The sequence below is a fragment of the Nocardiopsis sp. MT53 genome, assembly GCF_019598965.1.
GTDB classification, from domain to species: Bacteria; Actinomycetota; Actinomycetes; order Streptosporangiales; family Streptosporangiaceae; genus Nocardiopsis; species Nocardiopsis changdeensis.
The window spans coordinates 5,266,360-5,292,383 of the sequence record NZ_CP080599.1; the positions used below are offsets into that span (position 1 = coordinate 5,266,360).

A 26,024-nucleotide genomic window follows, 5' to 3' on the forward strand; every position below is an offset into this window, starting at 1 on the left:
TCCGCCCCGCGGGGCGGACCCGCGACCGGGTCAGTCGTTCCCGGTCCAGTCGATCGCCATGACGGTCTCGTCGCCGACCACCCAGGCGTCGTGGCCGGGCGGGATGTACGCGAGCCGGCCGGTGGAGGCCTCGGCCTCGGTGCCGTCCTCCATGCGCACCCGCAGGGTGCCGGACAGGACCAGGAGGCTGTGGGCGAGCATGCACAGGTCCGTGCCCGCCTCCTCGCGCCGGTGCTCCGACCAGCGCCATCCCGGCTCGAACGTGAGGCGGGTGACGTTGTGCCCGCCCAGCCGCACGATCTCCGCGTGCCCGTGGTCGAACGCCTGGCGCTCGTCGGGGGACTCGAAGCCGGCCGTCTCGATCCGGTCGTGCGCCTCCTCGTCCCACGCCTGCACGGTGGTCTGGTGGGCGATGGCGCCGTCGCTCAGGTCCAGCATGGTGTTGCTCATGACCATGCCGCCGTCGGGGTAGACGCACCGCTCGGTGTAGGCGACGTGGTCCCCGTCCACGGCCACCGTGAGGACCTCGTGCGTCATCTCCCGGCCGCACAGCTCGCGCACGACCGGCTCGATGGCCTCCTTGCCGTGCAGGACCGCGGGGGACCCCGGCGGCGTCCGCTTGTCGAACATCTCCAGGTCGGCGTCGTCCCGGAACATCGCGATCATGGTGTCGGCGTCCGTCTCCTCGATGGCGCGGCGGTAGGCCTCGACGTCGAAGCGGGCGTCGTTCTGGGTGGACATGTCTCACTCCACATGGAACGGAGGGAAGGTGAGGGGCGCGGCCGAGGGGCGGGCCCGGGGCGTCCCACTGCCAGGTTGCGCCCGGCCCCCTCCCCGCGCGTGCCAAGAATCGGTGCTTTCTCGACAAGGGCCGCGGGGGCCGGGCCGCCGAGGGGGCCCGCGGGGCCGGACGTATCGTGGTCCCACAGGCGGCCCCGGGCCCCGGCCCAGAACGCGAAGCCCCCGCGCAGCCCTGGAGGAGAGCCGATGAGACCGACCGTCGCCGCACCCGAGAGCGTCACCTGGGCGGTCCACCTGGACCGCGCCATGTGGGTGGCGGGGGTGCGCGCCCTCATGCTCCAGGCCCTGCACCCGGTGGCGATGCAGGGCGTGTGGCAGCGCTCGGACTTCCGCAGCGACCCCACGGGGCGGCTGCTGCGCACCGCCCACTTCGTCGCCGTCACCACCTACGGCTCCCCGGAGGAGGCCGACCGGCTGGGCGCGCACATCCGCCGGGTGCACCGGGCGCTGTCGTTCACCGACCCCGCCACCGGCCGCCGCCACCGCGTCGACGAGCACGACCTGCTGGTGTGGGTGCACTGCGCCGAGGTGACGTCCTACCTGGAGACCGCGGTGCGCGCCGGGGTGCCCCTCACCCCCGCCGAGTACGACCGCTACTTCGACGAGCAGTCCGCCACCGCCGCCTACGTGGGCCTGTCCCGGGACGACGTCCCGCGCTCGGCCGCGGACATGCGCCGCTACCTGGCCGCGGTCCGCCCCGTGCTGCGCGCCACCCCCGAGGCCCGGCAGGCGGTCCGGTTCCTGCTGTGGCCCGCGGTGCCCGAGCACCTGTCCGCGCTGGCCCCGCTGCGGCCCCTGTGGTTCCCGGTCGGCGCCCTGTCCTACGCCACCCTGCCCGCCTGGGCGCGCCGCGAGTACGGGGTCCTGCCCGAGGTACCGGGCGGGGAGGCCGCGGCCACCGCGGCCCTGCGCGCGCTGCGCGCCGGGCTCAACCGGGTGCCGGAGCGCTACTACAACCTCATCTTCGACGAGGCGACCGTGCGCAGCGCCGAGGAGGCGCGCGAGCGCCTGCTGGCGGCGGGCTACCGGGTGGAGAACGGGTTCCGGGCGCTGCGCTCGCGCACCCGCTTCCGCGCCCCCGAACCGGCCGCCCTCCCCGCGCCGCGGGTCCCCGCCGGACCCTGACCCGGCGCGCCGCTCACCCCCGCGCGGGCGGCACCCGGTCGATGAGCCCGTCGAGGACGACCTCGGCCAGCCTTCCGGCGGCGTCCCGGCGCTCCTGCGGGGTGCGCTCACCGCTCCCGGCGAGCCGGTCGGCCAGGGGGAACTGCGTGAAGCCCGTGGCCGGTCCGATGACCGCGAAGTAGAGCAGGTCCGTCGGCAGCGGCCGGATCCGCCCCTGGGCGGCGAGCCGCTCCACGGAGGGCATCGCCGCGGCCAGGACCGGCGCGATGTAGTTGCGGTGCAGGTGGTCGAGCCGCTCGCCCTCGCGGCGGAACTCGTCGGTCAGCACCCGGCCGAGCATCGGGGTGTCCACGACCGAGCGGTAGAAGTGGCCGATGACGGCGCGCAGCACCGCCTCGTCGTCACCGGTGTGCTGCTCCACCAGTGCGGTCAGCCGGTCCTTCTGCGCGGCCAGGACCCGGTCCACGACCGCGCGCCAGAAGGCGGCCTTGGAGCCGTAGCGGTCGTTGATGAAGTTGTGGCTGACCCCCAGCCGGCGGGCCAGCTCCCGGGCCGAGGCCCCGTCGTAGCCGAGCTCGGCGAACGCCTCCAGGCCGCGTTGCAGGACGGTGTCCTCGTCCGGCGCCGCCGGGCCGCCCCGGCCCGGCCGCCCGGGTCCCCTGACGGTGTGCGCGCCCATGCCGACCTCCTCGCTTGACACCTGTCAGATTCTATTTAATCTGACAGGTGTCAGACCTTGTCGCGTCCCGCAGGAGGACCCCGTGCACGAGTCCACAGCCACCACTCCCTGGCCCGTCGGGCGCGGCTCCCGGGACCGGGTCGCCGCCCGCTTCGGCGCCGGGCGCGCCGACCTCGCCCACCTGGCCCTGACCACCGGCGACCCCCTCGCCGACGCCGTCGCCGACGAGATCGCCGCGGGCGGCCGCCGTGTCCGCGCCGCCCTCCAGGAGGGCATCACCCGCGGCCTGGCCTCCCTCGCCGACCCGCCCCCGGCCGTCGCCGCCCTGCTCGCCGACACCGAGACCCCGCCCGACGGCGCCGACGACGCGCTCCTGGACCGGGGCTCGCTCTCCGCCTTCGACGCGCCCCAGGCCGCGCGCATCATCGCCCTGACCGCCGGCTCCCTCGTCAGGACCTACGAGTCCCCCTCCATCGCCGAGGTCCTCAAGCTGAGCGGGCGCCTCCTCGACGCCGTCCCCCGCAGGCTGGAGGACACCGGCCGCTGGTACCTCACCGCGCTGCTGCCCGGCTCCCTGCGCCCAGGGGAGGCTGGCTACACCGCCACCCTCCAGGTGCGGGTGCTGCACGCCCACATGCGCGCCATGGCCCGCCGCCGCGGGTACGACGAGGCCGCGCTGGGCGTGCCGATCAACCAGGTCGACCTGGTCCGCACCTGGATGGACTTCACCCTCACCTCCCACAACGCCCTGGACGCCATGGGCTACCACTCGTCCGCCGCGGACCGGGCCGACCAGTACCGCTACTGGCACCACGTCGCCCACCTGCTCGGCATCGACCCCCGCCTCCTCGACGGCGTCCGCGACCAGGAGAGCGCCCGCGAGACCGACGACCTCCTCCAGGCGGTCACCGGACCGCTGGGCCCGGACTCCGCGGCCCTGGCCGAGGCCACCCTGCGCTCGACCGCGGCCACCCTGGACGAGGTCGCCTCGATCCCCGGCGCGGTCGGCCTGCCCGCCCTGTGCGCCCTCGCGCGCCGCTTCCACGGGGACGCCCGCGCCGACGCGCTCGGCCTGCCCCGCGCGGCCGTCGCCGGCGCCGTCCTGGACGCCGCCGCGGCCCTCAACCGCGTGCGCGGGCGGCGCCTGCTCCGCGACCCCCGGCGGCTCGGCGCGGTCCGCGCCCGCAACGTCGCCGCCACCCGCGCCCACCTGGCCCGGGCGGCCCGCCCCGCCACCCACGCCCGCGGGGGCGACCCCGACCGGCCCGTCCCCGCCGAGCACCGCACCGGAGAGGAGCGCCCCTGAGGCGCAGGCCCGCCGTCCGGGGGTGACATTCGCCGCGTGGCGGGGCACTCCGGGCGCCGGTAGCATTCCCGGCGGGCGTCCACGGGCGCCCTTTCGCACGGGGGAGGGGCCATGGCGCAGGACGGGACGACGGCGGGAACGGCCGAGGCCGCGGACGTGCGCATGCTCACCGTCCACCACGACGACCCCCGGGTCCAGGGCCTGCTCGACGGCCTGCTGGAGGAGTACACCGAGCGCTACGGCGCCGAGGGCGCCGCGAGCGAGCTGTCCCGCTACCCGGTCTCGGAGTTCGCCGCGCCCCACGGCCGGATCGTGCTCGCCGAACTGGACGGCGAGGTCGTCGCCGGGGGAGCGCTGCGCCCCTACGCCCCGGGCGGCGGCGAGCGCCCCGGCACCGCCGAGTTCAAGCGCATCTGGACCTCCGCCCGGCACCGGCGGCGCGGCCTGGGCCGCCGGGTCATGACCGCCCTGGAGGACGCCGCCCGCGCCCTGGGCTACCGCGACGTCATCCTGTTCACCGGCCCCAACCAGCCCGAGGCGGTCGCCCTGTACGAGCGCATCGGCTACCGGTGGACGGACCCCGCCACCATCGCCGACCTGCCCTATCCGAAGGCCATCCCCTTCGTGCACGTGCTCTGAACCCGGCCGGCCCCGGAACACCCGTCCCCACCTGCGCCGATCGTGGTCACGGGGGCATAACGGGGAGTGCCCGGGCGTTATGGGGTTCGCTATGTCCGCGCGACGGCCACCGCGCCGCCCGCCGCCGTACGATGGGCGCCGAGACCGCCGCCGGCGAGCCGTCCGGCCGCCCACCCGCGGCGGCGGCCCCGCACCGACGCACGACGAGGAGAGTCACGACGTGAGCGAGCAGCAGCGCCCCGGAGCCGACATGGGCACCTTCGTGTTCACGCCACGCAAGAACGGCCAGGCGCAGTCGGTCTCCGACGAGCTCGCCGCGTGGATGACCACCGGGTGGGCCGACACCGAGCGCCGCGACCTGGAGCCCATCGAGCAGGCCGGGCACACCGCCCGCCGCCGCGCCGCGCTCAGCGCGGCCTTCCCCGGCGAGCGGCTCGTCGTCCCCGCCGGACAGCTGCTCACCCGCTCCAACGACACCGAGTACCCCTTCCGCGCCGCCAGCGACTACGCCTACCTCACCGGCGACACCTCCGACGGCGGCTGCCTGGTCCTGACCCCGCGCGCCGACGGCGGCCACGACGCCGTCCTCTACCTCAAGCCGCGCTCCAACCGCGAGAACGGCGAGTTCTGGCTCGGCGGCTACGGCGAGCTGTGGACCGGCCGCCGCAACAGCCTGGCCGAGGCCGCCGACCTGTTCGGCGTGCCCACCGCCGACGTCACCACGCTCACCGGCGTCCTGGCCGCCACCGACACCGCCGTGCGCATCGCCCGCGGCCACGACGCCGAGCTCGACGCCGTCATCGACGGGGTGCGCGCCGACGCCGACGAGGAGGCCCGCGCCAAGTCGGCCTCCCTGGACGAGGAGCTCGCGGTCACCCTGGCCGACCACCGCCTGGTCAAGGACGAGTGGGAGATCGCCCAGCTCCAGCTGGCCGTCGACGCCACCGCCCGCGGCTTCGAGGACGTCGCCAAGACCCTGCCGCAGGCCAAGGACACCTCCGAGCGGTTCATCGAGGGCACGTTCTTCCTGCGCGCCCGCGTGGAGGGCAACGACGTCGGCTACGGCACCATCGCCGCCTCCGGCGCCAACGCCACCACCCTGCACTGGACCCGCAACGACGGCCCCGTCCGCGACGGCGACCTGCTGCTGCTCGACGCCGGTGTGGAGACCACCACCCTGTACACCGCCGACGTCACCCGCACCATGCCGGTCTCGGGCACCTTCACCGACACCCAGCGCAAGGTGTACGACCTGGTGTACGCCGCCCAGGAGGCCGGCATCGCGGCCGTCGCCCCCGGCGCCCCGTTCATCGCCTTCCACCAGGCCGCCCAGCGGGTGCTGGCCGAGGGCCTGATCGAGTGGGGCCTGCTGGAGGGCCCGGTGGACCGCGTCCTGGAGCTGGGGCTCCAGCGCCGCTACACCCTGCACGGCACCGGCCACATGCTCGGCCTGGACGTGCACGACTGCGCGGTCTCCCGCCAGGAGGTCCACCTGTACGGCGACCTGAAGCCCGGCATGGTCCTCACCGTCGAGCCCGGCCTGTACTTCCAGGCCGACGACCTGACCGTCCCCGAGGAGCTGCGCGGCATCGGCGTGCGCATCGAGGACGACGTCCTGGTCACCGAGGACGGGCGCGCCGTCCTGTCGGCCGCGCTGCCGCGCTCCTCCGCCGAGGTCGAGGCCTGGCTGGCCGAGCGCCTGCCGCGCTCCTGACCCCCGGTCCGCCCCGGGCCGCCCGCGCCGTCCCCCGGCGCGGGCGGCCCGGGTCTTTTTCCGACGATTCCCGCGGGCGGCCGTCGAATCCCCGGCCCGTCGATCGTCATCCTTGCGAACCGCCCTCCCAGGTGGTCACGTGGAACGACGACGAGGAAGAGGAACCCGCCATGCGCTACGCGCTGCTGCTGCACAACGCCGAACCCGCCGAGGGCGAGATCCCGCAGGAGGCCGTCGAGGCCGTGCAGGAGGCCTTCGGCGCCTACGGCAGGGCCCTGGAGGCCGCCGGCGTGCTGGTCGCCGCCGAGGTCCTGGCGACCCCGCGCGCCACCACCACGCTCACCCGCCGCGAGGGCGGGCTGCGCATCCAGGACGGCCCCTTCGCCGACACCAAGGAGGCCCTGGCCGGGGTGTTCGTCATCGACGTGCCCGACCTGGACGCCGCCCTGGCCTGGGCCGAGAAGTGCCCGGGCGCCCAGTACGGGGTCCTGGAGGTCCGCCCCGCCGCCACCTCCTACATCGACGGCGCATGGACCTGACCGCCGGTCCCGCGGTGCGGGCCGCCTGCGCGGCCCGCACCTCCCACGGGCGCCTGCTCGCCCTGCTGGCCGCGCCCACCGGAGACCTGCCCGCCGCCGAGGACGCCCTCGCCGACGCCTACGAGCGCGCCCTCACGGCCTGGCCGCGCGACGGCGTGCCCGCCGATCCCGAGGCCTGGCTGTTCACGGTGGCCCGCAACCGGCTGCGCGACCACTGGCGGTCGGCCGCCGTGCGCACCGGGGTGCCGCTGGACCCGGACCGCCACGCCCCGGCCGCCGACGCCACACCCGACGTGGACGCCGTCGGCGACCGCCGCCTGGAACTGATGCTGGTGTGCGCCCACCCGGCGGTCGACCCCGCCGTGCGCACCCCGCTCATGCTCAACACCGTCCTGGGCCTGACGGTCGCCCGCATCGCCCCCGCGTTCGCCCTCCCCGCGCCCACCCTGGCCGCCCGGCTCACCCGGGCCAAGAAGCGGATCAAGGAGGCGGGAGTGCCCTTCCGCATCCCCGACCGGGACGCCCTGCCCGAACGGCTGGACCACGTCCTGGAGGCGGTCTACGGCGCCCACGCCGTCGACTGGGAGATCGGCGGCACCGAACCCCGCACCGGCCTGACCGCCGAGGCCCTGGACCTGGCCGAGGTCCTCGCGCGGCTGGCCCCCGACAGCGCCGAGGCCCACGGCCTGGCCGCGCTCATCGCCCTGGCGGCGGCCCGCGCCCCCGCCCGGCTGGACGGACGGGGCCGCCCGGTCCCCCCGGCCGAACAGGACACCGGCCGCTGGGACCGCGCGCTCATCGAACGCGGCCGCGCCCACCTGCGCGCCGCCCACGCCCTGGGCGCCGTCGGCCGCTTCCAGCTGGAGGCCGCCGCCCAGGCGGTGCACTGCGCCCGCGCCGACACCGGCACGGTCGCCTGGGAGCACCTGCGCGAGCTGTACCGGCACCTGCACCGGCTGGCCCCCACCCTGGGGTCGGCGACCGCGCTGGCCGCCGTCACCGCCGAGACCGACGGACCCGCTGCGGGCCTGGCCCTGCTGGAGGAGGAGACGGCGCCCTGGGGGCGCGGGCCGCGCGCTTCGCCCCCGCCTGGGCGGTGCGCGCCCACCTGCTGCGGGCCCTGGGCCGCACCGGCCCGGCCCGCGCCGCCTACGACAGGGCGGTCTCGCTCACCACGGAGCCCGGTGCCCGCTCCCGCCTGGAGGAGGAGCGAGCCCGGTCGGGCTGACCCGCGCGGAGGGCGCCCGTCAGCCGAACCGCACGAACGCCCGCAGCGGCGGGCTGTGGTCGTGCGCCTCCGTGAACCCGAGGGCCTCGTAGAACGCCCGCTGCCGGTCCTCGTCGTCGGTGAGCAGCACCCGCTGCCGGACGCCGGGGTACCCGGCGAACAGCTCCTCCAGCAGCCGCCGCCCCAGACCGCCGCGCTGCTCTCCGGGGGCCACCAGCACGTCCTGGAGGTACACGACGGTCGCCCCGTCGGAGACCGACCGGGCCAGCCCCACCAGCCTGCCGTCCCTGCGGGCCGCCACCACCCGGTGGGACCCGGCCAGGGCCCGCACCAGCCCCTCCGGATCGCGGGTGTAGGCGTCCCAGCCCACCGACCCGTACAGCTCCAGCACCTCGTCGCGCACCAGCTCCGGCGCCGCGCAGGCGCGCACCTCCACCACGGCCACGGACCGCCCTCCCGTCCTCGTCTCAGAAAGGGGGAGTCTGGCACGGATCAGGCGGTGGCGCGCGGCAGGGTGATGGTCACGGACGTGCCCGACGGGCCGCTGTCCAGGTCCACCCGGCCGCCCTGGGCCGCCACCAGCGAGCGCACCACGGCCAGGCCCAGCCCGGCGATCCGCCCGCCCCCGCCCGCGCGCGTGGTCACGAACGGCTCGAACACCCGCGGCAGCACGTCCGGGGCGATGCCCGGGCCGTCGTCGGCCACCACCAGCGCCACCCCGTCGCCGGTGCCGTGCGCGGACACCTCCACCCGGGTCCCCTCCGGGGTGTGGTCCACCGCGTTCCCGATCAGGTTGGCCAGGCACTGCTCCAACCGGGCCTGGTCGCCCAGCAGCACCTCCGGCGGCGGCTCGGCCACGGTGACCGCCTCCCGCGCGGGCAGCGCCCCCGCGCGCGAGCGCACCTCGTCGAACAGGTCGGGCAGGAACACCGGCTCCCGGGCGGCGTCGATCTCGTCGCCGCCGCGCGCCACCGCCATCAGGTCCTCCAGCACCCGGCGCAGCCGTACCAGCTCGGCGCGCACGATCTGCGCCTCCGGGCCGCCCAGCAGCTCCAGGTGCCCCTCGGCGACCGCCAGCGGGGTGCGCACCTCGTGCGAGATCACCGACAGGTAGCGCCGCCGGTCGGCCTCGGCCCCCTCGATCCGGTCCAGCATGCGGTTGATCTCCCCGGCCAGCTCGCCGATCTCGTCCCGGGTGCCGGGAACGGGCACCCGCGCCGCCAGGTCGGCGGGGGAGACCTCCTTGGCCGCCGCCGACACCTCCCGCACCGGCCGCAGCGTGCGCCGCACCACCGCCCACAGCAGCAGCCCGCCCCCGGCCAGGCCCACCGCGCCCGCCGCGCCGACGCTCGCCAGCACCGCGCCGGCCGCGTCCCGCGACGGCTCCAGCGGCGCCGCCACCGTCACCACCGCCACCTGCGCGCCGTCCCCGTCCACCACGGCGGTGTCCATCACCCGCAGCGGCCCGACGCCGCTGTCCACCGTGCGCAGGGAGCCCGGTTCCACCGGCGGCGCCCCGGGGCCGCTCAGCAGCGTCGCCACCGGCCCCGGCCCCCCGGTGCTCTGCAGCCGGACCCCGCCCGCGGACACCAGCGTCACGTGCCGGGCCCCGCTCGGCCGCGTCGCCAGCGCCTGCCGCGCCGCCCGCTGCGCCTCCGGACCCGACACCACCCCGTCGATCCCGGCGGCCTCGGGCAGCCGGTTCCCCAGCGCCTCGCCCACCAGCGCCGCCTCCTCCTGGAGCAGCCGGTCCACGTCGGCCCGGCCCGACACCCGCACCAGCTCGTAGGTGAGCAGGGCCACCCCGCCGATCACCAGCGCCATCACCAGCAGGGCCCGGAGCACCACCCGGGCGGTGAGGTTCACCGGTCACCGCCGTCCAGCCGGTAGCCGACCCCGCGCACCGTCACGATCCGCTCCGCGCCGAGCTTGCGGCGCAGCTGGCTGACGTATACCTCCACCACGTTCGACGCCCCGTCGAAGTCGTAGCCCCACACCCGGTCCAGCAGCTGGGGCTGGGAGAACACCTGCCCCGGGTGGCGCACCAGCACCTCCAGCAGGCCGAACTCGCGCGCCGACAGGGTGACGGTGGCCCCGTCCACCGACGCGGTGCGCGCCCCCAGGTCCAGCACGATCCCCCCGGCGGCCAGCACGTCCGCGCGCTCCTGTCCGCCGGTGCGCAGCCGGGCCCGGACCCGGGCCAGCAGCTCGCTCACGCTGAAGGGCTTGACCATGTAGTCGTCGGCCCCGGCGTCCAGGTTCGCGACCCGGTCGCTCACGGCGTCCTTGGCGGTCAACACGATCACCGGGACCGAGGGGCGGCGGCTCCGCAGCCGACGCAGCACCTCCTCGCCCGGGATGCCCGGCAGGCCCAGGTCCAGCACCACCAGCTCGACGTCGGGGGACAGGGCCATCGTCAGCCCGTCGATGCCGTCGGAGGCGACCAGCACCCGGTGCCCGGCGCTCTCCAGCCCGCGCCGCACGAAGGAGACGATGCCCTCCTCGTCCTCCACCACCAGAATCGCCACGCCCCCGCGCCCCTTTCCCCCGCCTGTCGTGGCCCAGCCTCCCAGGGGGCACTGAGCCGTTCCTGAGCGCAACATGAAGAAGGTCTTCAGGTTGCACTCATGTCCCCATCATCCCGCCGTCCCATGCTGGAGTCAGTGAACGGGACCTCCACGGGTAAGGACACCATGATGCAGAAGCGGACCACGATCCTCCTCGCCACCTCCGCGGCCGGGCTGCTGGCCGTCGGCGCTGTCGGCGGCTACCTGCTGCTCGACGACCCCGAGCAGCAGATCCAGCCGATCAGCCTGACCGGTTTCTCCTCCGGCGGCGCCCCGGCGGCCGCCCCCGCCGACGGCAACGGCGGCACCTCGGCCACCCGGTCCGTCGAGGGCCTGGAACAGCTCACCGGCGAGCTGCGCGCCGACGACGACCAGGACCGGGACGAGGACCACGACGACTGGAGCGTGGCCGGGGTGGACGTCGACTTCGGTCCCGAGGAATGGCTGCTGACCGACCCGGTCGTGGAGGACTACGACGGCGACGGCACCGCCGCCCCGCTGCTGGAGGAGCTGCGCGGGCTGGAGGGCACCGAGGTCACCCTGGGCGTCCGCTACGAGGAGGACGACGACGGCGAGCGCGAGGACGCCGACGTCTACACCGTCAACGGGCTCAACCTGCGCGACCCCGACGGCGGCCCGGCCCCCTGGGACAACTCCGGCACCGAGGGCGAGGCCGACCGCGACGCCGTGTCCGCCGCCGCCGAGGCGGCCGTGGGCGAGGGCGCCCGCGCCGTGGACGCGGACCGCGACGACGAGGACGGCCACCAGGTCTGGGACGTCGAGGTGCACGGCGCCGACGGCCGCGAGTACGACGTCATCGTCGACCTGTCCGGCGAGGTCGTCGACGTCCGCGAGGACGACTGATCCGCTCCCGCCGTCCCGTCCGCCGACGGGACGGCGGGAACGGCACCGCCGGGACGGCCGGGGGTGGGCCCGGGGACACCTTGGGGGTAGGGCCCGCCGTAGTGACCGGCCGGTGCGCCGTCGGCCAGGCTCGATACCATGACCGAGAACGCCCGTCCGCTCGGCACGCTTCTCCGCCTGCCGCCCGTCCTGGGACTGCTCCTGCTCGCCCCGGTCTGCGCCGAGTACCTCTACGGCTACGACGACTCGACCGGCGACCCGCGGGAGCTCCTGGGTGGGCTGTTCCTCTTCGCGCCCCTGTACGGCGGGGCCGCCGTGCTCATCCGCGAGGTCGTCCGCAGGACCGGGCGCGGGTGGCCGGCCGTCCTGCTGCTGGGCGCCGCCTTCGGCGTGGTCCAGGCGGGGCTCGTGGACCTGTCGCTGTTCAACCCCTCCTACCGCGACATCCCGTACTGGGAGGACATGTTCTCCTCCTCCCTGCTGCCGGCCCCGGGTGTGAACCCCAACCTGGCGCTCGCCTTCACGGCGGGGCACGCGGTCTGGAGCGTCACCGTGCCGATCGCGGTCGTGGAGTCGCTCGCCCCCCGGACGGCCGCCCGGCCGTGGCTGGGGTGGTTCGGGCTGGCCGTGGTCGCGGCCGGGTTCGCGGCCGCCGCCGTGCTCGTGCTGCGGTGGTCCGTGGAGACCGAGGGGTTCGTGCCCTCCGCCGGGCAGGCCGTCGGCGCGGCCGCGGCGGCGCTCGCCCTGGGCGCCGCGGCCTTCCTGTGGCGCGGGCCCGCCCGGCCCGACCCGCGGCCCGCGCCCCCGCCGTGGGCGGTCGGCGGCACCGTCCTGGCGGCGCTGGGCCTGCCCGGGGCGGTCGCGCACCTGCTGCGGGTGGTGGGCCTGGGGGAGGGGCCGTGGCGGATCGCGGACTCGTCCTGGTTCCTCATCGGCTGGCCGGGGTTCGCGGTCAACCTGGCCGTCCTGGGCGGCCTCGCCGTGCTGCTGGCCCGCTGGTCGGCCCGGGCGGGCTGGGGGCCCCGCCACGTGCTCGCCGCAGCGGGCGGCGCCCTGCTCGCCAACGTGTTCACGGCCTTCCTCGCCCGCCCCATCGGCGACGTGGCGGCGGCCGCCAAGTACACCCACAACACGGTCGCCCTCCTCGGCTCGCTCGCGGTGCTCGCCCTGGGCTCTCGCCGCCTCCGGACGGCCCGGCCGCCCACGCCCGGGGCGGGGTGACCACGGCCGCGCCCCGAACCGGTCGGCCGCCGAGCCGTTCCCCGGCCCGGCCCCGGGCGGCCCGGCCGGGCGAGGTGCGGGCCGCCGCCGGCAGCCGGGCCCGCGGCGGCGGGAAGGCGAGACCGCTGGTCGGAGCCGGAAGCGGACGTTGTACGCTCTTCGGGCCAGTCGTACTCCACTTCGTGGGGCAGGGAACCCGGTGCGAATCCGGGACTGACGCGCAGCGGTGAGGGTGACGGGCGGGCATGTGCCGGGACCTCCATGTCCCGGACGGCCACTGGGGCGCACCGCCCCGGGAAGGCGCTCCGCTCCGGAAGACCCCGAGTCCGAAGACCTGCTGGCACCGGCGGTGACGGGCCGCCGGGTCACCCGCGGGCCCCGCGTACGGGCCCCGAACCGAAGGACGTGCATGTTCCCCGCGGACGCCCCCGCGCCCCGCTCCCGGCGCGACCGCTGCCCCGGCGCGCTCCGGCCCTGGGAGGCCCCGGACGGCCTGCTGGTCCGGCTCCGACTCGTCGGCGGCCGCCTGCCGGCCCGGTCCCTGGCCGCTCTGGCCGCCGTCGCCGAGGAGTTCGGCTCCGGCCGGGTCCACGTGACGGGGCGGGCCAACCTCCAGGTGCGCGCCCTGCCCGGCCGGGACGGGCGCCTCGACCCCGCGGTCCTCGGCGCGCTGGAGGAGACGGGGCTGCTGCCCTCGCCCTCCCACGAACTGGTCCGCAACGTGATGGCCTCGCCGCTCACCGGGCTGTCGGGGGGACGCGCCGACCTGCGCCCCGTCGCCGCCGCCCTGGACGCGGCCCTGTGCTCGGCCCCGCACCGCGCCGCCCTGCCCGGCCGCTTCCTGTTCGTGCTCGACGACGGGCGCGGCGACCTCGTGGAACGCCCCTGCGACCTGGGCCTCACCGCGCTCGACGGGGCCACCGCCCAACTGCGCGTCGGCGACCGCCACGGGTCGGCGGTGCGGCTGGACGGGGCCGCCGACGCCCTCGTGCGCTTGGCCGACCTGTTCCTGGAGCGGCGCGGCGACGGCCCCTCCGCGCCCTGGCACGTGGCCGAGCTCCCCTCCGCGCTGTGCGCGCCGCATCCCCCCGACCCGCGCCTGCCCGCGCCCGCCCCGCCACCGCCGTACGGGCCGCTGCCCGGCGGCGCGCACCACGTCCCCGTCCCGGAGGAGGGCCTGGACCGGGTCGCCGCGGACGCCCTGGCCGCCGCCGCCCTCGCCGCGGGCGGCGACCTCGTGGTCACGCCCTGGCGCGGCGTCGTCGTCCCCGGGGCACGGCGGTGACCGCCCCCCGCCGGCCGAACCGGCACTACGAGTACATCGACGACGGGCCCGCGATCTACACGGACTCCTTCGCCACCATCCGCGCCGAGGCGTCCCTGGGCCACCTGCCCGCCGACGCCGAGCGCCTCGCGGTGCGGATGATCCACGGCACCGGGCAGGTCGACCTCGCCGCCGACCTGGTGGTCCACCCCGGCCTGGTCGGCGCCGCCCGGGCGGCCCTGCGGTCCGGCGCGCCGATCCTGTGCGACGCGACCATGGTCGCCACCGGCGTCACCCGCGGCCGCCTGCCCGCCGACAACGACGTCCTGTGCCTGCTGGGCGACGAGCGGGTCCCCGGCCTGGCCCGGCGCTGGGGCACCACCCGCTCCGCCGCCGCGGTCTCCCTGTGGGAGCCCCGGCTGGAGGGCGCCGTGGTCGCCTTCGGCAACGCCCCCACGGCGCTCTTCCACCTGCTGGAGATGCTCGTCGACGGCGCCCCGCGCCCCGCGGCGATCGTCGGCTGCCCGGTCGGCTTCGTCGGCGCCGCCGAGTCCAAGCAGGCGCTGGAGGAGTTCGCCGGCCGCCACGGCATCGACGTCCCCTACGTGCTCGCCCGCGGCCGCCGCGGCGGCTCCGCGATGGCCGCCTCGGCCCTCAACGCCCTCGCGAAGGAGGAGGAATGACCGGCAGGACCGGCAGGTTCCACGGCGTGGGCGTCGGCCCCGGCGACCCGGAGCTGATGACCCTCAAGGCCGCCCGGCTCATCTCGGCCGCCGACGTCGTCGCCTACCACTGCGGCCCGGGCAAGGACTCCAACGCCCGCCGCATCGCCGCCGGCCTGATCCCGGCGGGGGCGGTCCAGGAACGGCTCGTCTACCCGGTGACCACCGGCGCGGCCGACCACCCCGGCGGCTACGAGGGTGCCCTGGCCGACTTCTACGAGGAGTCCGCCGCGCGCCTGGCCGCCCACCTCGACGCGGGGCGCGACGTCGTCCTGCTCTCCGAGGGCGACCCGCTGTTCTACGGGTCCTACATGTACATGCACGACCGCCTGGCCGACCGGTACGAGACCGGGATCGTGCCCGGCGTCCCGGCCTTCGCCGCGGCCGCCGCCACCGCGGCGGCGCCCCTGGCCCGCCAGACGGACGTGCTCACCGTCCTGTCCGGCACCCTGCCCGAACCGGAACTCGCCCGCCGCCTTGCCGACACCGACGCGGCCGTCGTCATGAAGCTCGGCCGGACCTTCCCCGCCGTGCGCCGCGCCCTCGCGGCGGCGGGGCGGCTGGACCACGCCGTGTACGTGGAGCGCGCCTCCATGGAGGGCGGGCGCCGCCTGCCGGCGGCCGAGGTCGACCCCGACACGGTCCCCTACTTCTCCCTCGTCCTGGTCACCGGCGACAGCCGCAACGGCACCCGGTCCCGCGACGGAGCCACAGCGCCCGGGAGCGCCGCCGCGCCGGGGGAGGCCCCCCGGCCCGCGCGCCCGGCGGCCGAGCTGCTGGTCGTCGGCCTGGGTCCCGGGCCCGGCCACTGGCTCACCCCCGAGGCCGGGGAGGCGCTGGCCGGGGTGGACCACGTGGTCGGCTACGGGCCCTACGTCGCCCGCGTCCCCCAGCGCCCGGGGCTGACCCGCCACGCCTCGGGCAACACCGTCGAGCTCGACCGCGCCCGGCACGCCCTGGACCTGGCTGCCCGGGGCGAGCGCGTGGCCGTGGTCTCCGGCGGCGACGCCGGGATCTTCGGCATGGCCACCGCCGTGTTCGAGGCGGCCGAGGACCCCCGGTACCGGGACGTGTCCGTCCGCGTGGTGCCCGGGGTGAGCGCGGTCCAGGCCGTGGCCGCCCGCGCGGGCGCCCCCGTCGGCGGCGACTTCGCCGTCATGAGCCTCTCGGACCGCCTCAAACCGTGGAAGGTCGTCGAGCACCGGCTGCGCGCCGTCGCCGACGCCGACCTGGCCCTGGCCCTGTACAACCCCGCCTCGCGCTCGCGCACCGAGCAGATCGCCACCGCGCGCCGCGTCCTGCTGGAGCACCGCGACCCCGACACGGTGGTCGTGGTGGGCCGGGACGTGGGCCGCGACGGGGAGTCGCTGGAGGTGACCACCCTGGCCGGGCTCGATCCCGCGGCGGTCGACATGCGCTGCCTGCTCATCGTCGGGGCGTCCGGGACCCGGGTCTCCCCGTCGGGCCGCGTCTGGACCCCCCGGTGGGTGAAGCCGTGACCGTGCACTTCGTGGGCGCCGGACCCGGGGCGGCGGACCTGCTCACCGTGCGCGCCACGCGCATGCTCGGCGCGGCCGACGTGGTGCTCTACCCCGGGACGTACCTGGACCCCGGGGTCCTCTCCCACTGCGCGCCCGGGGCGGAGCTGGTGGACACCCAGGGCCTGGACCTGGACCGCATCACCGAACGCCTGGTCGGGGCCCACCGGGCCGGCTCCGACGTCGTGCGGCTGACCTCGGGGGACCCGTCCCTGTACTCCGCGCTCGCCGAGCAGACCCGCCGGCTCGACGCGCACGGTGTGCCGTGGGACGTCACCCCGGGCGTGCCCGCCTACGCCGCCGCCGCGGCCCTGGCGGGACGGGAGCTGACCGTGCCCCTGGTCGCGCAGTCGGTGGTCCTCACCCGGACCCGGGCGCGGTCCACGGCCATGCCGGACACCGAGTCCCTGGCCGCGTTCGCCGCCACCCGGGCCACCCTGGTCCTGCATCTGGCGATCACCCGGGTGCGGGCGCTCATGGGGGAGCTCGCCCCCGAGTACGGGGCGGACTGCCCGGTGGTCGTCGTCCACCGGGCGAGCCAGCCGGGCGAGGCGGTCCTGCGCGGGACGGTGGCCGACATCGCCGACCGGGTCGAGGAGGCCGGGTTCCGGCAGGCGGCGGTCATCCTGGTCGGACGGGCCCTGGACCCGCGGGGCGGCGGGGAGTCCTTCCTCTACGACCCCGCCCGGCCCCGGCCGGGGGACGGCGGGTAGGCCGCGCCCCCGGGGCGCCGGGGCCGCGGGGGCGGCGCACGGTCAGGCCCGCCAGGACCACTGGGTGACCGTGCGCGCGGGCGTCCACCCGGTGAACCCGCCGATCGGCGCGGCGGTCTCCACGGCGATCCGGGTCAGCTCGCCGCCGTGCTCCCGGTGGGCCTCTCCCAGCAGCCGCTCGGTCTCCAGCGTCACCCCGTGCACCACCAGGCGGCCGCCCGGCCGCAGCGCCTCCAGGCACGCCCCGAGCACACCGGGCCGGGTCGCGCCGCCGCCGACGAACACCGCGTCGGGCGCGGGCAGCCCCGCCAGCGCCTCCGGGGCGCGCCCGTGGACCACCCGCAGCCCCGGCACGCCGAGCCGCCCCGCGTTGCGGCCGATCCGCGCGGCCCGGCCGGCGTCGGCCTCCACCGCCGTCGCCGCGCACTCCGGGTGCGCGCGCATCCACTCGATCCCCACCGACCCCGCGCCCGCGCCCACGTCCCACAGGTGCAGCCCCGGGGCGGGCGCCAGCCGGGCGAGGGCGCAGGCGCGCAGGTCGCGCTTGGTGAGCTGCCCGTCGTGCTCGTAGGCGTCGTCGGGCAGCCCGGCGGCCAGCCCGTACCCGGGCGGCCCATCGAGCTCCAGGGCGAGGACGTGCAGCGCCGGCACGGACCCGGGGTCCACCCCGGGCCACCCGTCCGCGGTGCCCTCCAGTCGCGACTCGGCGTCCGAGCCCAGGTCCCCGAGCACGGTCATGCGGGTGCCCCCGTACCCGGCGCCGCTCAGCAGGGCGGCCGCCAGGGCCGGGGTGCCCGCGTCCGAGGAGAGCACCAGCAGCCGCGCCCCGGGGGACAGCCACCGCAGCAGCAGCCGGGGGTCGCGCCCGACCAGGGTCACCACCGAGCACCGTTCCGCGGGCCAGCCCATCCGCGCCCGGGCCAGCGCGACCGAGGACAGGGCGGGCTCCACCCGCACCGCGTCCGCGCCCAGCAGGTCGATGAGCGTGGCCGCCACCCCCGACACGAGCGGGTCGCCGGAGGCCAGGGCCACCACGCCCCGGCCGGGGCAGGAGGCGAGCAGCCCGGGCAGCCCCTCCCGCAGGGGGGAGGGCCAGGGCTCCCGGCGCTGCCCCCGCCGGTCCGGCACCATCGCCAGGTGCCTGCGCCCGCCCAGCAGCGTGTCCGCCTCCAGCACCAGGCTCCGCAACCGTTCGGGCACCCCCGCCCAGCCGTCGGCGCCGACGCCGACGACGGTGACACGGGGGACGGGGGTGGGGCGGGTGTCGGTGCTCATGGGGTGGACGCTATCGTCGAACCCTGGTGCGAGGTGCCCCGGCCTCCCCACCTTCGGAAACGGTGGGAAGGGCGGTCGGGGAGAATCTGGGAAGCCGGTGAGATTCCGGCACAGGCCCGCTGCGGTGAACCGAGCCCCCGAGGAGGGGGACCCGGCAAGTCCGAAGACCGGCCCCGCACCCGTTCAGACCCATGGCGAAACGAGCGGGAGCCTCACATGCCATTGCGGCCATCGCACTACCCCTTTTCGGCGATCGTCGGCTGCGACACCGAACCGCTGGACGACCTGGGCCTGGCCCTGGTCCTGGCCAGCGTCTCCCCCGAGATCGGGGGCGTCCTGGTGCGCGGGGAGAAGGGCACCGCCAAGTCCACGGCGGTGCGCGCCCTCGCCCCCCTGCTGCCCCCGGTCGAGGTCCACCCGGGCGACCGCTTCTCCGTCGACCCCGCCGACCCCGCGCAGGAGTCCCCGGACGGCCCGTTCCCGCCCGGCACGGCCGTGGAGAGCCGCCCGGTGCGCCTGGTCGAGCTGCCCGTGGGCGCCACCGAGGACCGGGTGCTGGGCTCCCTGCACCTGGAGCAGGCGCTCACGCACGGCAGGGTCGCCTACGAGCCCGGGCTGCTGGCCCGTGCCCACCGGGGCCTCCTCTACGTGGACGAGGTCAACCTGCTCCACGACCACCTGGTCGACCTCCTCCTCGACGCCGCCGCGACCGGCCGGGTGACCGTGGAGCGCGACGGGTTCTCCGTGGAGCACCCCGCCCGGTTCCTGCTCATCGGCACGATGAACCCTGAGGAGGGCGAACTGCGCCCGCAGCTCCTGGACCGGTTCGGGCTCACTGTCGAGGTCCGCGCGCCCGCCGACCCCGCCGCCCGCGTCGAGGTGGTCCGCAGGCGCATGGCCTACGACTCCGACGCCGCTGCCTTCGCCGACCGCTACGGGGCCGCCGAGAAGGCGCTCGCCGAGCGCATCGCCGCGGCCCGGGACACCGTCCGGGGCGCCCGGCTCTCCGAGGCCGCGCTGCTGAAGATCGCGCAGGTGTGCGCGGCGTTCGAGGTCGACGGCCTGCGCGCCGACATCGTCACCGCGCGCACGGCCCTGGCGCACGCCGCCTGGGAGGGCCGGGCCTTCGTCACCCGGGCCGACATCCGCCGCGCCGCCCTGCTGGCGCTGCCGCACCGGCGGCGCCGCAACCCCTTCGATGCTCCGGGCCTGGACGAGGAGCTCCTCGACCGGGTCCTCGGCGACGGGGACCCGCCGCCCGACCCCCCGCGGCCGCCGGGGCCGGACGGGGCGGACGGCCCCGCCGAAGACGGCGGCCCCGGGGACGGGGACGCCGACGCCCCGCAGGCCCCGGACACCCCCGGGGACGGCCGGAGCCCCGACGCCGGACCTCCTGACGCGGGGCCCTCCGACATCGGGTCCTCCGGGGACGGCGACGGGACCGGCGGCGCCGAGTACGCCCCCGCTCCGCAGCCCCCCGCGCGCCCCGACGGCGCCGCCCCCTCCGTCACCGCGAAGGCCGCCGCCCCCTACCGCCCCCGCACGCTCACGGTGCGCGGCGCGGGAGCGGGCGCCGACGGCCGCCGCAGCCGCGCCGTCGGCACCCGGGGCCGCAGGATCGGGGCGCAGCCGCCGGGCCGGGGTCCGAGTGGTTCGCTCCACCTGGTGGAGACCGTCAAGGCCGCGGCCTCCCGCCCGCACGGCGGCGGCCGGATCGGCCTGCTGCCCCGCGACCTGCGCGTCGCGGTGCGCGAGGGCCAGGAGAGCAACCTGGTGCTGTTCTGCGTCGACGCGTCGGGCTCCATGGCGGCGCGCAAGCGCATGGGCGAGGTCAAGACCGCGATCCTGTCCCTGCTTCTGGACGCCTACCGGCGCCGCGACAAGGTCGGCCTCGTGACCTTCCGGGGGACGGGCGCCGAACTGGTGCTGCCGCCGACCCGGTCGGTGGACACCGCCGCCGCCCGCCTGGACGGGCTGCCCGCCGGGGGCCGCACCCCCCTCGCCGAGGGCCTGCTGGAGGCCGCCCGGGTCCTGCGGCGCGAGCGCCTGCGCGACCCGCGCCAGCGCCCGCTGCTCGTCCTGGTGACCGACGGCCGGGCCACCGCCGGCCCGGGCTCCGTCGGCCGTTCGCTGGCGGCCGCCGACCACGTCGCCGCGCTGGGCGTGACCACCGTCGTCGTGGACGGCGAGTCCGGTCCGCTGCGGCTGGGGCTGGCCGCCGGCCTCGCCCGCAGGCTGGGCGCCGACCACATCCCCGTGTCCGAGGTCAGCGCCGCCGCCCTGGGCGGCGCGGTGAGGGAGAGGGCCGCCTGATGCCGCAGGGAAAACCGCTCGTGGTCCCCGACGACGGGCTCACCACGCGCCAGCGCCGCAACCAGCCGGTGCTCGCGGTCCACACCGGCGACGGCAAGGGCAAGTCGACCGCGGCGTTCGGGCTCGCCCTGCGCGGCTGGAACCAGGGCTGGCGGATCGGGGTGTTCCAGTTCGTGAAGTCGGCGAAGTGGCGCATCGGCGAGCAGACCGTGCTCGAACGCCTGGGCCGGCTCCACGAGGAGACCGGCGAGGGCGGCCCCGTGGAGTGGCACAAGATGGGCTCGGGCTGGTCCTGGAGCCGCCGCCCCGGCAGCGCGGAGGACCACGCCGCGGACGCGGCCGAGGGCTGGGCGGAGATCAAGCGCAGGCTCGCCGACCAGCGCCACGACCTGCTCATCCTCGACGAGTTCACCTATCCCCTGAACTGGGGCTGGGTCGACGTCGACGACGTCGTGGCGACCCTGTGCGACCGCCCCGGGCGCCAGCACGTGGTGGTCACCGGCAGGCGCGCCGACCCCCGGCTGGTGGAGGCCGCCGACCTGGTCACCGAGATGGCCAAGGTCAAGCACCCCATGGACGCGGGCCGCAAGGGCCAGCGGGGCATCGAATGGTGACGGCTCTGCCCCGGGTCATGGTCGCCGCCCCCATGACGGGCCAGGGCAAGACCACGGTCGCGACCGGGCTCATGGCCGCGCTGCGCGCCGCCGGGCACACCGTGAGCAGCCACAAGGTCGGCCCCGACTACATCGACCCCGGCTACCACGCCCTGGCCACCGGCCGCCCCGGCCGCAACCTCGACCCCCACCTGGTGGGGGAGGACCGGGTGGCGCCGCTGCTCCTGCACGGGGCGCGCGGCGCGGACGCCGCCGTCGTCGAGGGGGTCATGGGACTGCACGACGGGCGGATCGGAACGGGCGGGTTCTCCTCGTCGGCGCACGTCGCGGCCCTCACCCGGACCCCCGTGGTGCTGGTCGTGGACGTGTTCCGCATGTCCCGCTCCGCGGGCGCCCTGCTGGCGGGTATGGCCGACTACGACCCGTCGGTCGAGGTCGTGGGCGTGATCCTCAACCGCGCCGGGTCGGCGCGCAACACCGCGGAGATCACCCGCTCCACCCGCCTGCCGGTGCTGGGCGCCGTCCCCCACGACGATCGGATCGCGCGCCCCTCCCGGCACCTGGGCCTGGTCCCGGCCGCCGAACGGGCGGAGTCGGAGCGGGTGGTGGACCGCCTGGGCGAGCACATCGCCGCCCACGTCGACCTGGACGCGGTGCTGGAGCTGGCCCGCTCCGCCCCAGCCCTGGACGCCCGGCCCTGGGACCCGGCCGACGCGGTCGGTGCCCGTACGGGTGGGCGCCGGCCGGTGGTGGCGGTGGCGCAGGGGCGCGCCTTCACCTTCCGTTACCCGGAGACGGAGGAGCTGCTGCGCGCGGCCGGGTGCGACGTGCGGGCGTTCGACCCGCTCACCGACACCGGGCTGCCCGCCGGGACCCGCGGGATCTACCTCGGCGGCGGCTTCCCCGAGGTGTACGCGGGCTCCCTGGCCGCCAACCGCTCCCTGGCCGCCGAACTCGGCGAAGCGGTGCGGGACGGGGTCCCCACCGTCGCCGAGTGCGCGGGGCTGCTCTACCTCGCCCGGTCCCTGGACGGGCGGCCCATGGTCGGGGCGGTGCGGGCCGACGCCCGGATGACCGACCGCCTGACACTGCGCTACCCGGAGGCGGTCTCCCCCGGGGACACGCTGCTGGCCCGGGCGGGGGAGAGGGTGACCGGCCACGAGTTCCACCGCACCCGCGTCACCCCGGAGACCGGGGCGGACGGCCCCGCCTGGGAGATCGAGGGCGCCGCGGAGGGGTTCGCCTCGCCCACCCTGCACGCGTCCTACCTGCACGTCCACTGGGCCGGGCACCCCCGGCTCGCCGCCCGCTTCGCCGAGGCCGCCGCCTCCGGCGCGCCCGCTGGCCCCGCTCCCGCCGCCCCGGGCCCGCCCGCCGGAACGGCCGCGGGCACGGGTGCCACGGGTGCCGCCCCTGGCCTTCCCCGCGACGCGCATACCGGTGCCACCTCCGAGGTGGCCGTCGGCACGGACGGCGGCGCGCACACCGGTGCCGTCTCCGTGGCGGCCGCGGGCACGGGTGCCACGGGTGCCGCCACCGGCCCTTCCGGCGGCGCGCTCCCCGCGGACCCGCTGCGCCACCACGGCGACGCCGAGACCGGCGACGGGCTGCTGGACCTGGCCGTCAACGTGTACGCGGGGCCGCGCCCCGCCTGGCTCGACCGGGCCCTGCACGCGAGCCTGGACGACGCCGCCGCCTACCCCGACCCCCGCTCCGCCCGCGCCGCGATCGCCCACCACCACGGCCGCGGACCCGACGCCGTCCTGCCCACCGCCGGCGCCGCGGAGGCGTTCACGCTCCTGGCCCGGCTGCGGCCCTGGCGCCGGCCGGTGGTCGTGCACCCCCAGTTCACCGAGCCGCACGCCGCGCTGGAACAGGCCGGACACCGCGTCACCCCGGTGCTGTGCACCGCCGGGGACGGCTTCGCGCTCCGCCCCGAGGCCGTCCCCGAGGACGCCGACCTCGTGGTGGTGGGCAACCCCACCAACCCCACCGGGGTCCTGCACCCGGCCCGGGTGCTGCGCGCCCTGCGCCGCCCCGGGCGCCTGCTGGCCGTGGACGAGGCGTTCATGGACGCCGTCCCCGGCGAGCCGGAGTCGCTGGCGGGGGAGGAGCTGGAGGGGGTGGTGGTCCTGCGCAGCCTCACCAAGCACTGGTCGATCCCCGGCATCCGCGCCGGGTACGTCGTCGGCGACCCGACGGTGGTCCGGGAGCTGGCCCGCGGGCAGACGCCCTGGTCGGTGTCCGCGCCCGCCGTCGCGGCCATGGTCGCCTGCACGGCGGACCCGCGGGCGGCGGCCGAGGCGACCGAGCGCGCCCGCACCCTGGACGGGTGGCGGGCCACGCTGGAGGCCGGGCTGCGCCGGGCCGGGCTGGAGTCCGTCCCCTCCCGAGCCCCGTTCGTGCTGGTCCGGGTCGGGGAGGGCGGCCACGCCCGCCTGCGCGCGGGCGGTGTCGCGGTGCGGCGGGCCGACACCTTCCCCGGCCTGGACGCCTCCTGGGTGCGGGTGGCCGTACGCCCGCCCGAGGCCACCGCGAGGTTCCTGGCCGCCCTGGAGGCGGTCGCGGAGCGGTCGGCGTCCGTCCTGCCTGTGCGGGCGTGAGCCCCGGAACGGTGTCCGGCGGCCCGCGTCGGCCGGTGCGCGCGGAATCGGCCGGGCCCCGCTCAGCCCAGGTCGCGCACCCAGGCGAACGCCGACGCCACGTCGTGCACCACGGGCACTCCCGCGGGCCCCGGCGGGCGCCGCACCACCACGACCGGGACGCCCAGCAGGCGCGCGGCCTCCAGCTTGGGCCGGGTGTAGGTCCCGCCCGAGTTCTTGGTGACCAGCACGTCCGACCCGTGTCCGGCCATGAGGCCGCGCTCGCCGTCCAGCGTGTACGGCCCCCTCCCGGTCACCAGCCGCCAGGGGGCGGGCGGCGCCTGCTCCGGCGCGTCCACCACCCGGGCCAGGACCGGGAGCCCGCCCAGGGCCGGGACGAACCGCGCCAGCTCCTGGCGCCCCACGGTCAGGAACGGCCGGGAGCCCAGCCGCGCGGCCGTCCGGGCCGCCTCCCCGTGGTCGGCGGCGTGGTGCCAGCCCGGCTCCGGCTCCCACCCGGGCCTCTCCAGCCGCAGCAGCGGCAGGTCCGTGCAGGCCGCGGCCGCGTTCGCCGACATGCCCAGGGCGAAGGGGTGGGTGGCGTCCACGACCGCGTCGTAGTCCGCGAGCGCCGCCCGCAGCCCGGCCACCCCGCCGAAACCCCCGATGCGGACCCGGCCCTCCGGCAGGCGCGGCCGCGCCACCCGCCCGGCCAGCGACGAGGTGACGTCCACCCCGGCCGCCACCAGGAGCGCGGCCAGTTCGCGGGCCTCGGAGGTGCCGCCCAGCAGGAGCAGCCTCACCGCACACCCCCGGGGTGCGGTTCGGGCAGTCCCGGCGGGGCGCCCTCGAGCGCCAGCTCCAGCAGGGCGTCGACGTCCAGGTGTGCCTCCACCAGGTCGGCCAGCAGGTCCAGGCGCCGCTCCCGGGCCGTGGCGAACCGGACGCCGGACGCCCCGTGCCCGAGCGCCTCGGCCAGGAACGCCTCCCGGAACGCGTCGCCCTCCAGGGCGCCGTGCCACAGGGTGCCGAACACCGCCCCCGCGCGCGCCCCGCCCGGGAACGCCTCGGCCCCGGGCCCGCGCGTCACCGTGCCGTGGTGGATCTCGTAGCCGCTCACGGGCACACCGAACGCCTCCCCGGACGGCAGCCCCAGGGTCTTGTCCGCGGTGAAGTCGGTGCGCACGTCCAGCAGGCCCAGCCCCGGCGCCCGCGCCCCTCCGGGCGCCTCCACCCCGTCGGGGTCGGCCACCGTGGTGCCCAGCATCTGGAACCCGCCGCAGATCCCCAGCACCGGCCGCCCCCGGCGGGCGTGCTCGACCACGGCCCGGTCCAGCCCCCGCGAGCGCAGCCACGCCAGGTCGGCCAGGGTGGCGCGGGTGCCGGGCAGCACCACCAGGTCGGCGTCGGAGAGGTCGCGCGGACCCGACGCGAACACCACGTCCAGGTCCGGCTCCAGGCCGAGCGCGTCCACGTCGGTGAAGTTGCTGATGCGGGGCAGGCGCACCACCGCCACCCGCCGCACCCGGTCCCCGTCCGCGCGCCGGCCCTCCAGGTCCAGGGCGTCCTCGGAGTCCAGCCACAGCCCGGGATCCCACGGCAGGACGCCGTAGACGCGCCGTCCCGTGCGCCGCTCCAGGTCCGCCAGTCCCGGTTCGAGGAGCGCGGGGTCGCCCCGGAACTTGTTGACGACGAAACCCGCGACCAGGTCGCGGTCCGCCCGCTCCAGCAGCGCCACCGTGCCGTACAGGGCGGCGAACACCCCGCCCCGGTCGATGTCGCCCACGACCACCGCGGGCAGGTCCGCGTGCCGGGCCAGCCCCATGTTGACGTAGTCGCCCGCCCGGAGGTTGGTCTCGGCGGGGCTGCCCGCGCCCTCGGCGACGACGACGTCGTACCTGGACGCGAGGTCGTCGAAGGCGGCGTGCGCCGCCTCGGCCAGGTGGCGGCGGCCCGCCTCCCAGTCCGCGGAGGACACCTCGCCCGCCGGATGGCCCATCAGCACCACGTGGCTGCGCCGGTCGCCGCCGGGTTTGAGCAGCACCGGGTTCATGGCGGGCTCCGGTTCGGCGCGCGCGGCCAGCGCCTGCACCCACTGCGCCCGGCCGATCTCCGCCGCCCGCCCGTCCGGGCCCCGGCAGACCATGGAGTTGTTGGACATGTTCTGCGCCTTGTACGGGGCGACCCGCACGCCGCGGCGCGCGAAGGCCCGGCACAGGCCGGTGGTGACCACGCTCTTGCCCGCGTCGGAGGTGGTCCCGGCGACGAGCACCCCTCCCACCCGTCGCCCGCCACCGTCCGACGCGGGCGCTTCGCGCCG

The 26,024-nt window shown here is 77.3% G+C and carries 23 protein-coding genes, 1 pseudogene and 2 riboswitches; of the genes and pseudogenes, 16 read left to right on the top strand and 8 right to left on the bottom strand.

The window, feature by feature from the left end:
* Positions 1 to 30: 30 nt before the first annotated feature.
* Complete coding sequence (locus tag K1J57_RS23225; protein WP_220560743.1) at positions 31 to 741, bottom strand: nuclear transport factor 2 family protein; 711 nt, start codon at positions 739 to 741, stop codon at positions 31 to 33.
* 246 nt (positions 742 to 987) lie between these two features.
* Between K1J57_RS23225 and K1J57_RS23230 the strand changes: the two genes are divergently transcribed.
* Positions 988 to 1,926 carry an oxygenase MpaB family protein gene (locus tag K1J57_RS23230; protein WP_220560744.1) on the top strand — a complete coding sequence of 313 codons (939 nt, stop codon included), beginning with the start codon at positions 988 to 990 and terminating at the stop codon, positions 1,924 to 1,926.
* A 13-nt stretch (positions 1,927 to 1,939) separates the two neighbouring features.
* On the opposite strand, the gene K1J57_RS23235 is transcribed toward K1J57_RS23230, so the two are convergent.
* Complete coding sequence (locus tag K1J57_RS23235; protein WP_220560745.1) at positions 1,940 to 2,626, bottom strand: TetR/AcrR family transcriptional regulator; 687 nt, start codon at positions 2,624 to 2,626, stop codon at positions 1,940 to 1,942.
* Between the two features lie 61 nt (positions 2,627 to 2,687).
* Here K1J57_RS23235 and K1J57_RS23240 point away from each other — a divergent pair, with 61 nt between their 5' ends.
* From K1J57_RS23240 to K1J57_RS33635, 6 genes and pseudogenes are all read left to right on the top strand, one after another.
* On the top strand, positions 2,688 to 3,911 hold the full coding sequence (locus tag K1J57_RS23240; RefSeq protein WP_255646522.1) for an oxygenase MpaB family protein: 1,224 nt from the start codon (positions 2,688 to 2,690) through the stop codon (positions 3,909 to 3,911).
* Positions 3,912 to 4,022: 111 nt separating this feature from the next.
* Entirely contained in the window at positions 4,023 to 4,550 is a 528-nt protein-coding gene (locus K1J57_RS23245; RefSeq protein WP_220560747.1) for a GNAT family N-acetyltransferase, read from the top strand.
* Between the two features lie 220 nt (positions 4,551 to 4,770).
* On the top strand, positions 4,771 to 6,264 hold the full coding sequence (locus K1J57_RS23250) for an aminopeptidase P family protein (protein WP_220560748.1): 1,494 nt from the start codon (positions 4,771 to 4,773) through the stop codon (positions 6,262 to 6,264).
* A gap of 131 nt (positions 6,265 to 6,395) precedes the next feature.
* A complete protein-coding gene (locus K1J57_RS23255; RefSeq protein WP_255646523.1) occupies positions 6,396 to 6,803 on the top strand; it encodes a YciI family protein in 408 nt (135 codons plus the stop codon).
* A pseudogene (locus K1J57_RS34200) lies at positions 6,794 to 7,576 on the top strand (DUF6596 domain-containing protein); the annotation flags it as partial. The gene K1J57_RS23255 and the pseudogene K1J57_RS34200, both read left to right, overlap by 10 nt.
* A 323-nt stretch (positions 7,577 to 7,899) precedes the next feature.
* Entirely contained in the window at positions 7,900 to 8,031 is a 132-nt protein-coding gene (locus tag K1J57_RS33635; protein WP_255646525.1) for a hypothetical protein, read from the top strand.
* A gap of 19 nt (positions 8,032 to 8,050) precedes the next feature.
* Here the strand turns inward: K1J57_RS33635 and K1J57_RS23265 are convergent, their stop codons facing one another.
* The 3 genes from K1J57_RS23265 to K1J57_RS23275 are packed head-to-tail and all read right to left on the bottom strand — an operon-like array spanning position 8,051 to position 10,559.
* Positions 8,051 to 8,476: a GNAT family N-acetyltransferase gene (locus K1J57_RS23265; RefSeq protein WP_255646526.1), complete on the bottom strand. Its 426-nt coding sequence runs from the start codon at positions 8,474 to 8,476 to the stop codon at positions 8,051 to 8,053.
* A 47-nt stretch (positions 8,477 to 8,523) separates the two neighbouring features.
* Positions 8,524 to 9,897 carry a HAMP domain-containing sensor histidine kinase gene (locus K1J57_RS23270; protein WP_220560749.1) on the bottom strand — a complete coding sequence of 458 codons (1,374 nt, stop codon included), beginning with the start codon at positions 9,895 to 9,897 and terminating at the stop codon, positions 8,524 to 8,526.
* Positions 9,894 to 10,559 (bottom strand): response regulator transcription factor, encoded by a 666-nt coding sequence (locus K1J57_RS23275; protein WP_220560750.1) that lies wholly within the window; start codon positions 10,557 to 10,559, stop codon positions 9,894 to 9,896. The genes K1J57_RS23270 and K1J57_RS23275 overlap by 4 nt, the downstream gene beginning before the upstream one ends.
* Positions 10,560 to 10,724: 165 nt before the next feature.
* On the opposite strand from K1J57_RS23275, the gene K1J57_RS23280 reads away from it, so the two are divergent.
* The 6 genes from K1J57_RS23280 (at position 10,725) to cobM (ending at position 16,920) form a co-directional block, all read left to right on the top strand.
* On the top strand, positions 10,725 to 11,462 hold the full coding sequence (locus K1J57_RS23280) for a PepSY domain-containing protein (protein ID WP_370634496.1): 738 nt from the start codon (positions 10,725 to 10,727) through the stop codon (positions 11,460 to 11,462).
* A 138-nt stretch (positions 11,463 to 11,600) separates the two neighbouring features.
* Positions 11,601 to 12,683, top strand: coding sequence for a hypothetical protein (locus K1J57_RS23285; protein ID WP_220560752.1), 1,083 nt, complete (start codon positions 11,601 to 11,603; stop codon positions 12,681 to 12,683).
* Positions 12,684 to 12,831: 148 nt separating this feature from the next.
* Positions 12,832 to 13,040, top strand: a riboswitch (cobalamin riboswitch).
* Positions 13,041 to 13,092: 52 nt separating this feature from the next.
* Positions 13,093 to 13,968, top strand: a complete 876-nt coding sequence (locus K1J57_RS23290) for a nitrite reductase (protein WP_220560754.1) — start codon at positions 13,093 to 13,095, stop codon at positions 13,966 to 13,968.
* Positions 13,965 to 14,630 carry a precorrin-8X methylmutase gene (locus K1J57_RS23295; protein ID WP_220560756.1) on the top strand — a complete coding sequence of 222 codons (666 nt, stop codon included), beginning with the start codon at positions 13,965 to 13,967 and terminating at the stop codon, positions 14,628 to 14,630. Before K1J57_RS23290 ends, K1J57_RS23295 begins: the two co-directional genes overlap by 4 nt.
* Positions 14,627 to 16,168 carry a precorrin-2 C(20)-methyltransferase gene (locus K1J57_RS23300; RefSeq protein ID WP_220560757.1) on the top strand — a complete coding sequence of 514 codons (1,542 nt, stop codon included), beginning with the start codon at positions 14,627 to 14,629 and terminating at the stop codon, positions 16,166 to 16,168. The genes K1J57_RS23295 and K1J57_RS23300 overlap by 4 nt, the downstream gene beginning before the upstream one ends.
* Entirely contained in the window at positions 16,153 to 16,920 is a 768-nt protein-coding gene (gene cobM / locus K1J57_RS23305; protein WP_220560758.1) for a precorrin-4 C(11)-methyltransferase, read from the top strand. The genes K1J57_RS23300 and cobM overlap by 16 nt, the downstream gene beginning before the upstream one ends.
* A 42-nt stretch (positions 16,921 to 16,962) precedes the next feature.
* Here the strand turns inward: cobM and cbiE are convergent, their stop codons facing one another.
* Positions 16,963 to 18,195: a precorrin-6y C5,15-methyltransferase (decarboxylating) subunit CbiE gene (gene cbiE, locus K1J57_RS23310; RefSeq protein WP_220560759.1), complete on the bottom strand. Its 1,233-nt coding sequence runs from the start codon at positions 18,193 to 18,195 to the stop codon at positions 16,963 to 16,965.
* Positions 18,196 to 18,247: 52 nt separating this feature from the next.
* Positions 18,248 to 18,386, top strand: a riboswitch (cobalamin riboswitch).
* A gap of 25 nt (positions 18,387 to 18,411) precedes the next feature.
* Between cbiE and K1J57_RS23315 the strand changes: the two genes are divergently transcribed.
* The 3 genes from K1J57_RS23315 to K1J57_RS33640 are packed head-to-tail and all read left to right on the top strand — an operon-like array spanning position 18,412 to position 23,725.
* Entirely contained in the window at positions 18,412 to 20,508 is a 2,097-nt protein-coding gene (locus tag K1J57_RS23315; protein WP_255646527.1) for a VWA domain-containing protein, read from the top strand.
* A complete protein-coding gene (gene cobO, locus K1J57_RS23320; protein WP_220560760.1) occupies positions 20,508 to 21,122 on the top strand; it encodes a cob(I)yrinic acid a,c-diamide adenosyltransferase in 615 nt (204 codons plus the stop codon). Before K1J57_RS23315 ends, cobO begins: the two co-directional genes overlap by 1 nt.
* Entirely contained in the window at positions 21,116 to 23,725 is a 2,610-nt protein-coding gene (locus K1J57_RS33640) for a cobyrinate a,c-diamide synthase (RefSeq protein ID WP_255646528.1), read from the top strand. The genes cobO and K1J57_RS33640 overlap by 7 nt, the downstream gene beginning before the upstream one ends.
* A 62-nt stretch (positions 23,726 to 23,787) precedes the next feature.
* Here the strand turns inward: K1J57_RS33640 and K1J57_RS23335 are convergent, their stop codons facing one another.
* Both K1J57_RS23335 and K1J57_RS23340 read right to left on the bottom strand, forming a co-directional pair.
* Positions 23,788 to 24,507 (bottom strand): cobalt-precorrin-6A reductase, encoded by a 720-nt coding sequence (locus K1J57_RS23335; RefSeq protein WP_220560761.1) that lies wholly within the window; start codon positions 24,505 to 24,507, stop codon positions 23,788 to 23,790.
* Entirely contained in the window at positions 24,504 to 25,985 is a 1,482-nt protein-coding gene (locus tag K1J57_RS23340; RefSeq protein ID WP_338151214.1) for a cobyric acid synthase, read from the bottom strand. Before K1J57_RS23340 ends, K1J57_RS23335 begins: the two co-directional genes overlap by 4 nt.
* Positions 25,986 to 26,024: the final 39 nt, after the last annotated feature.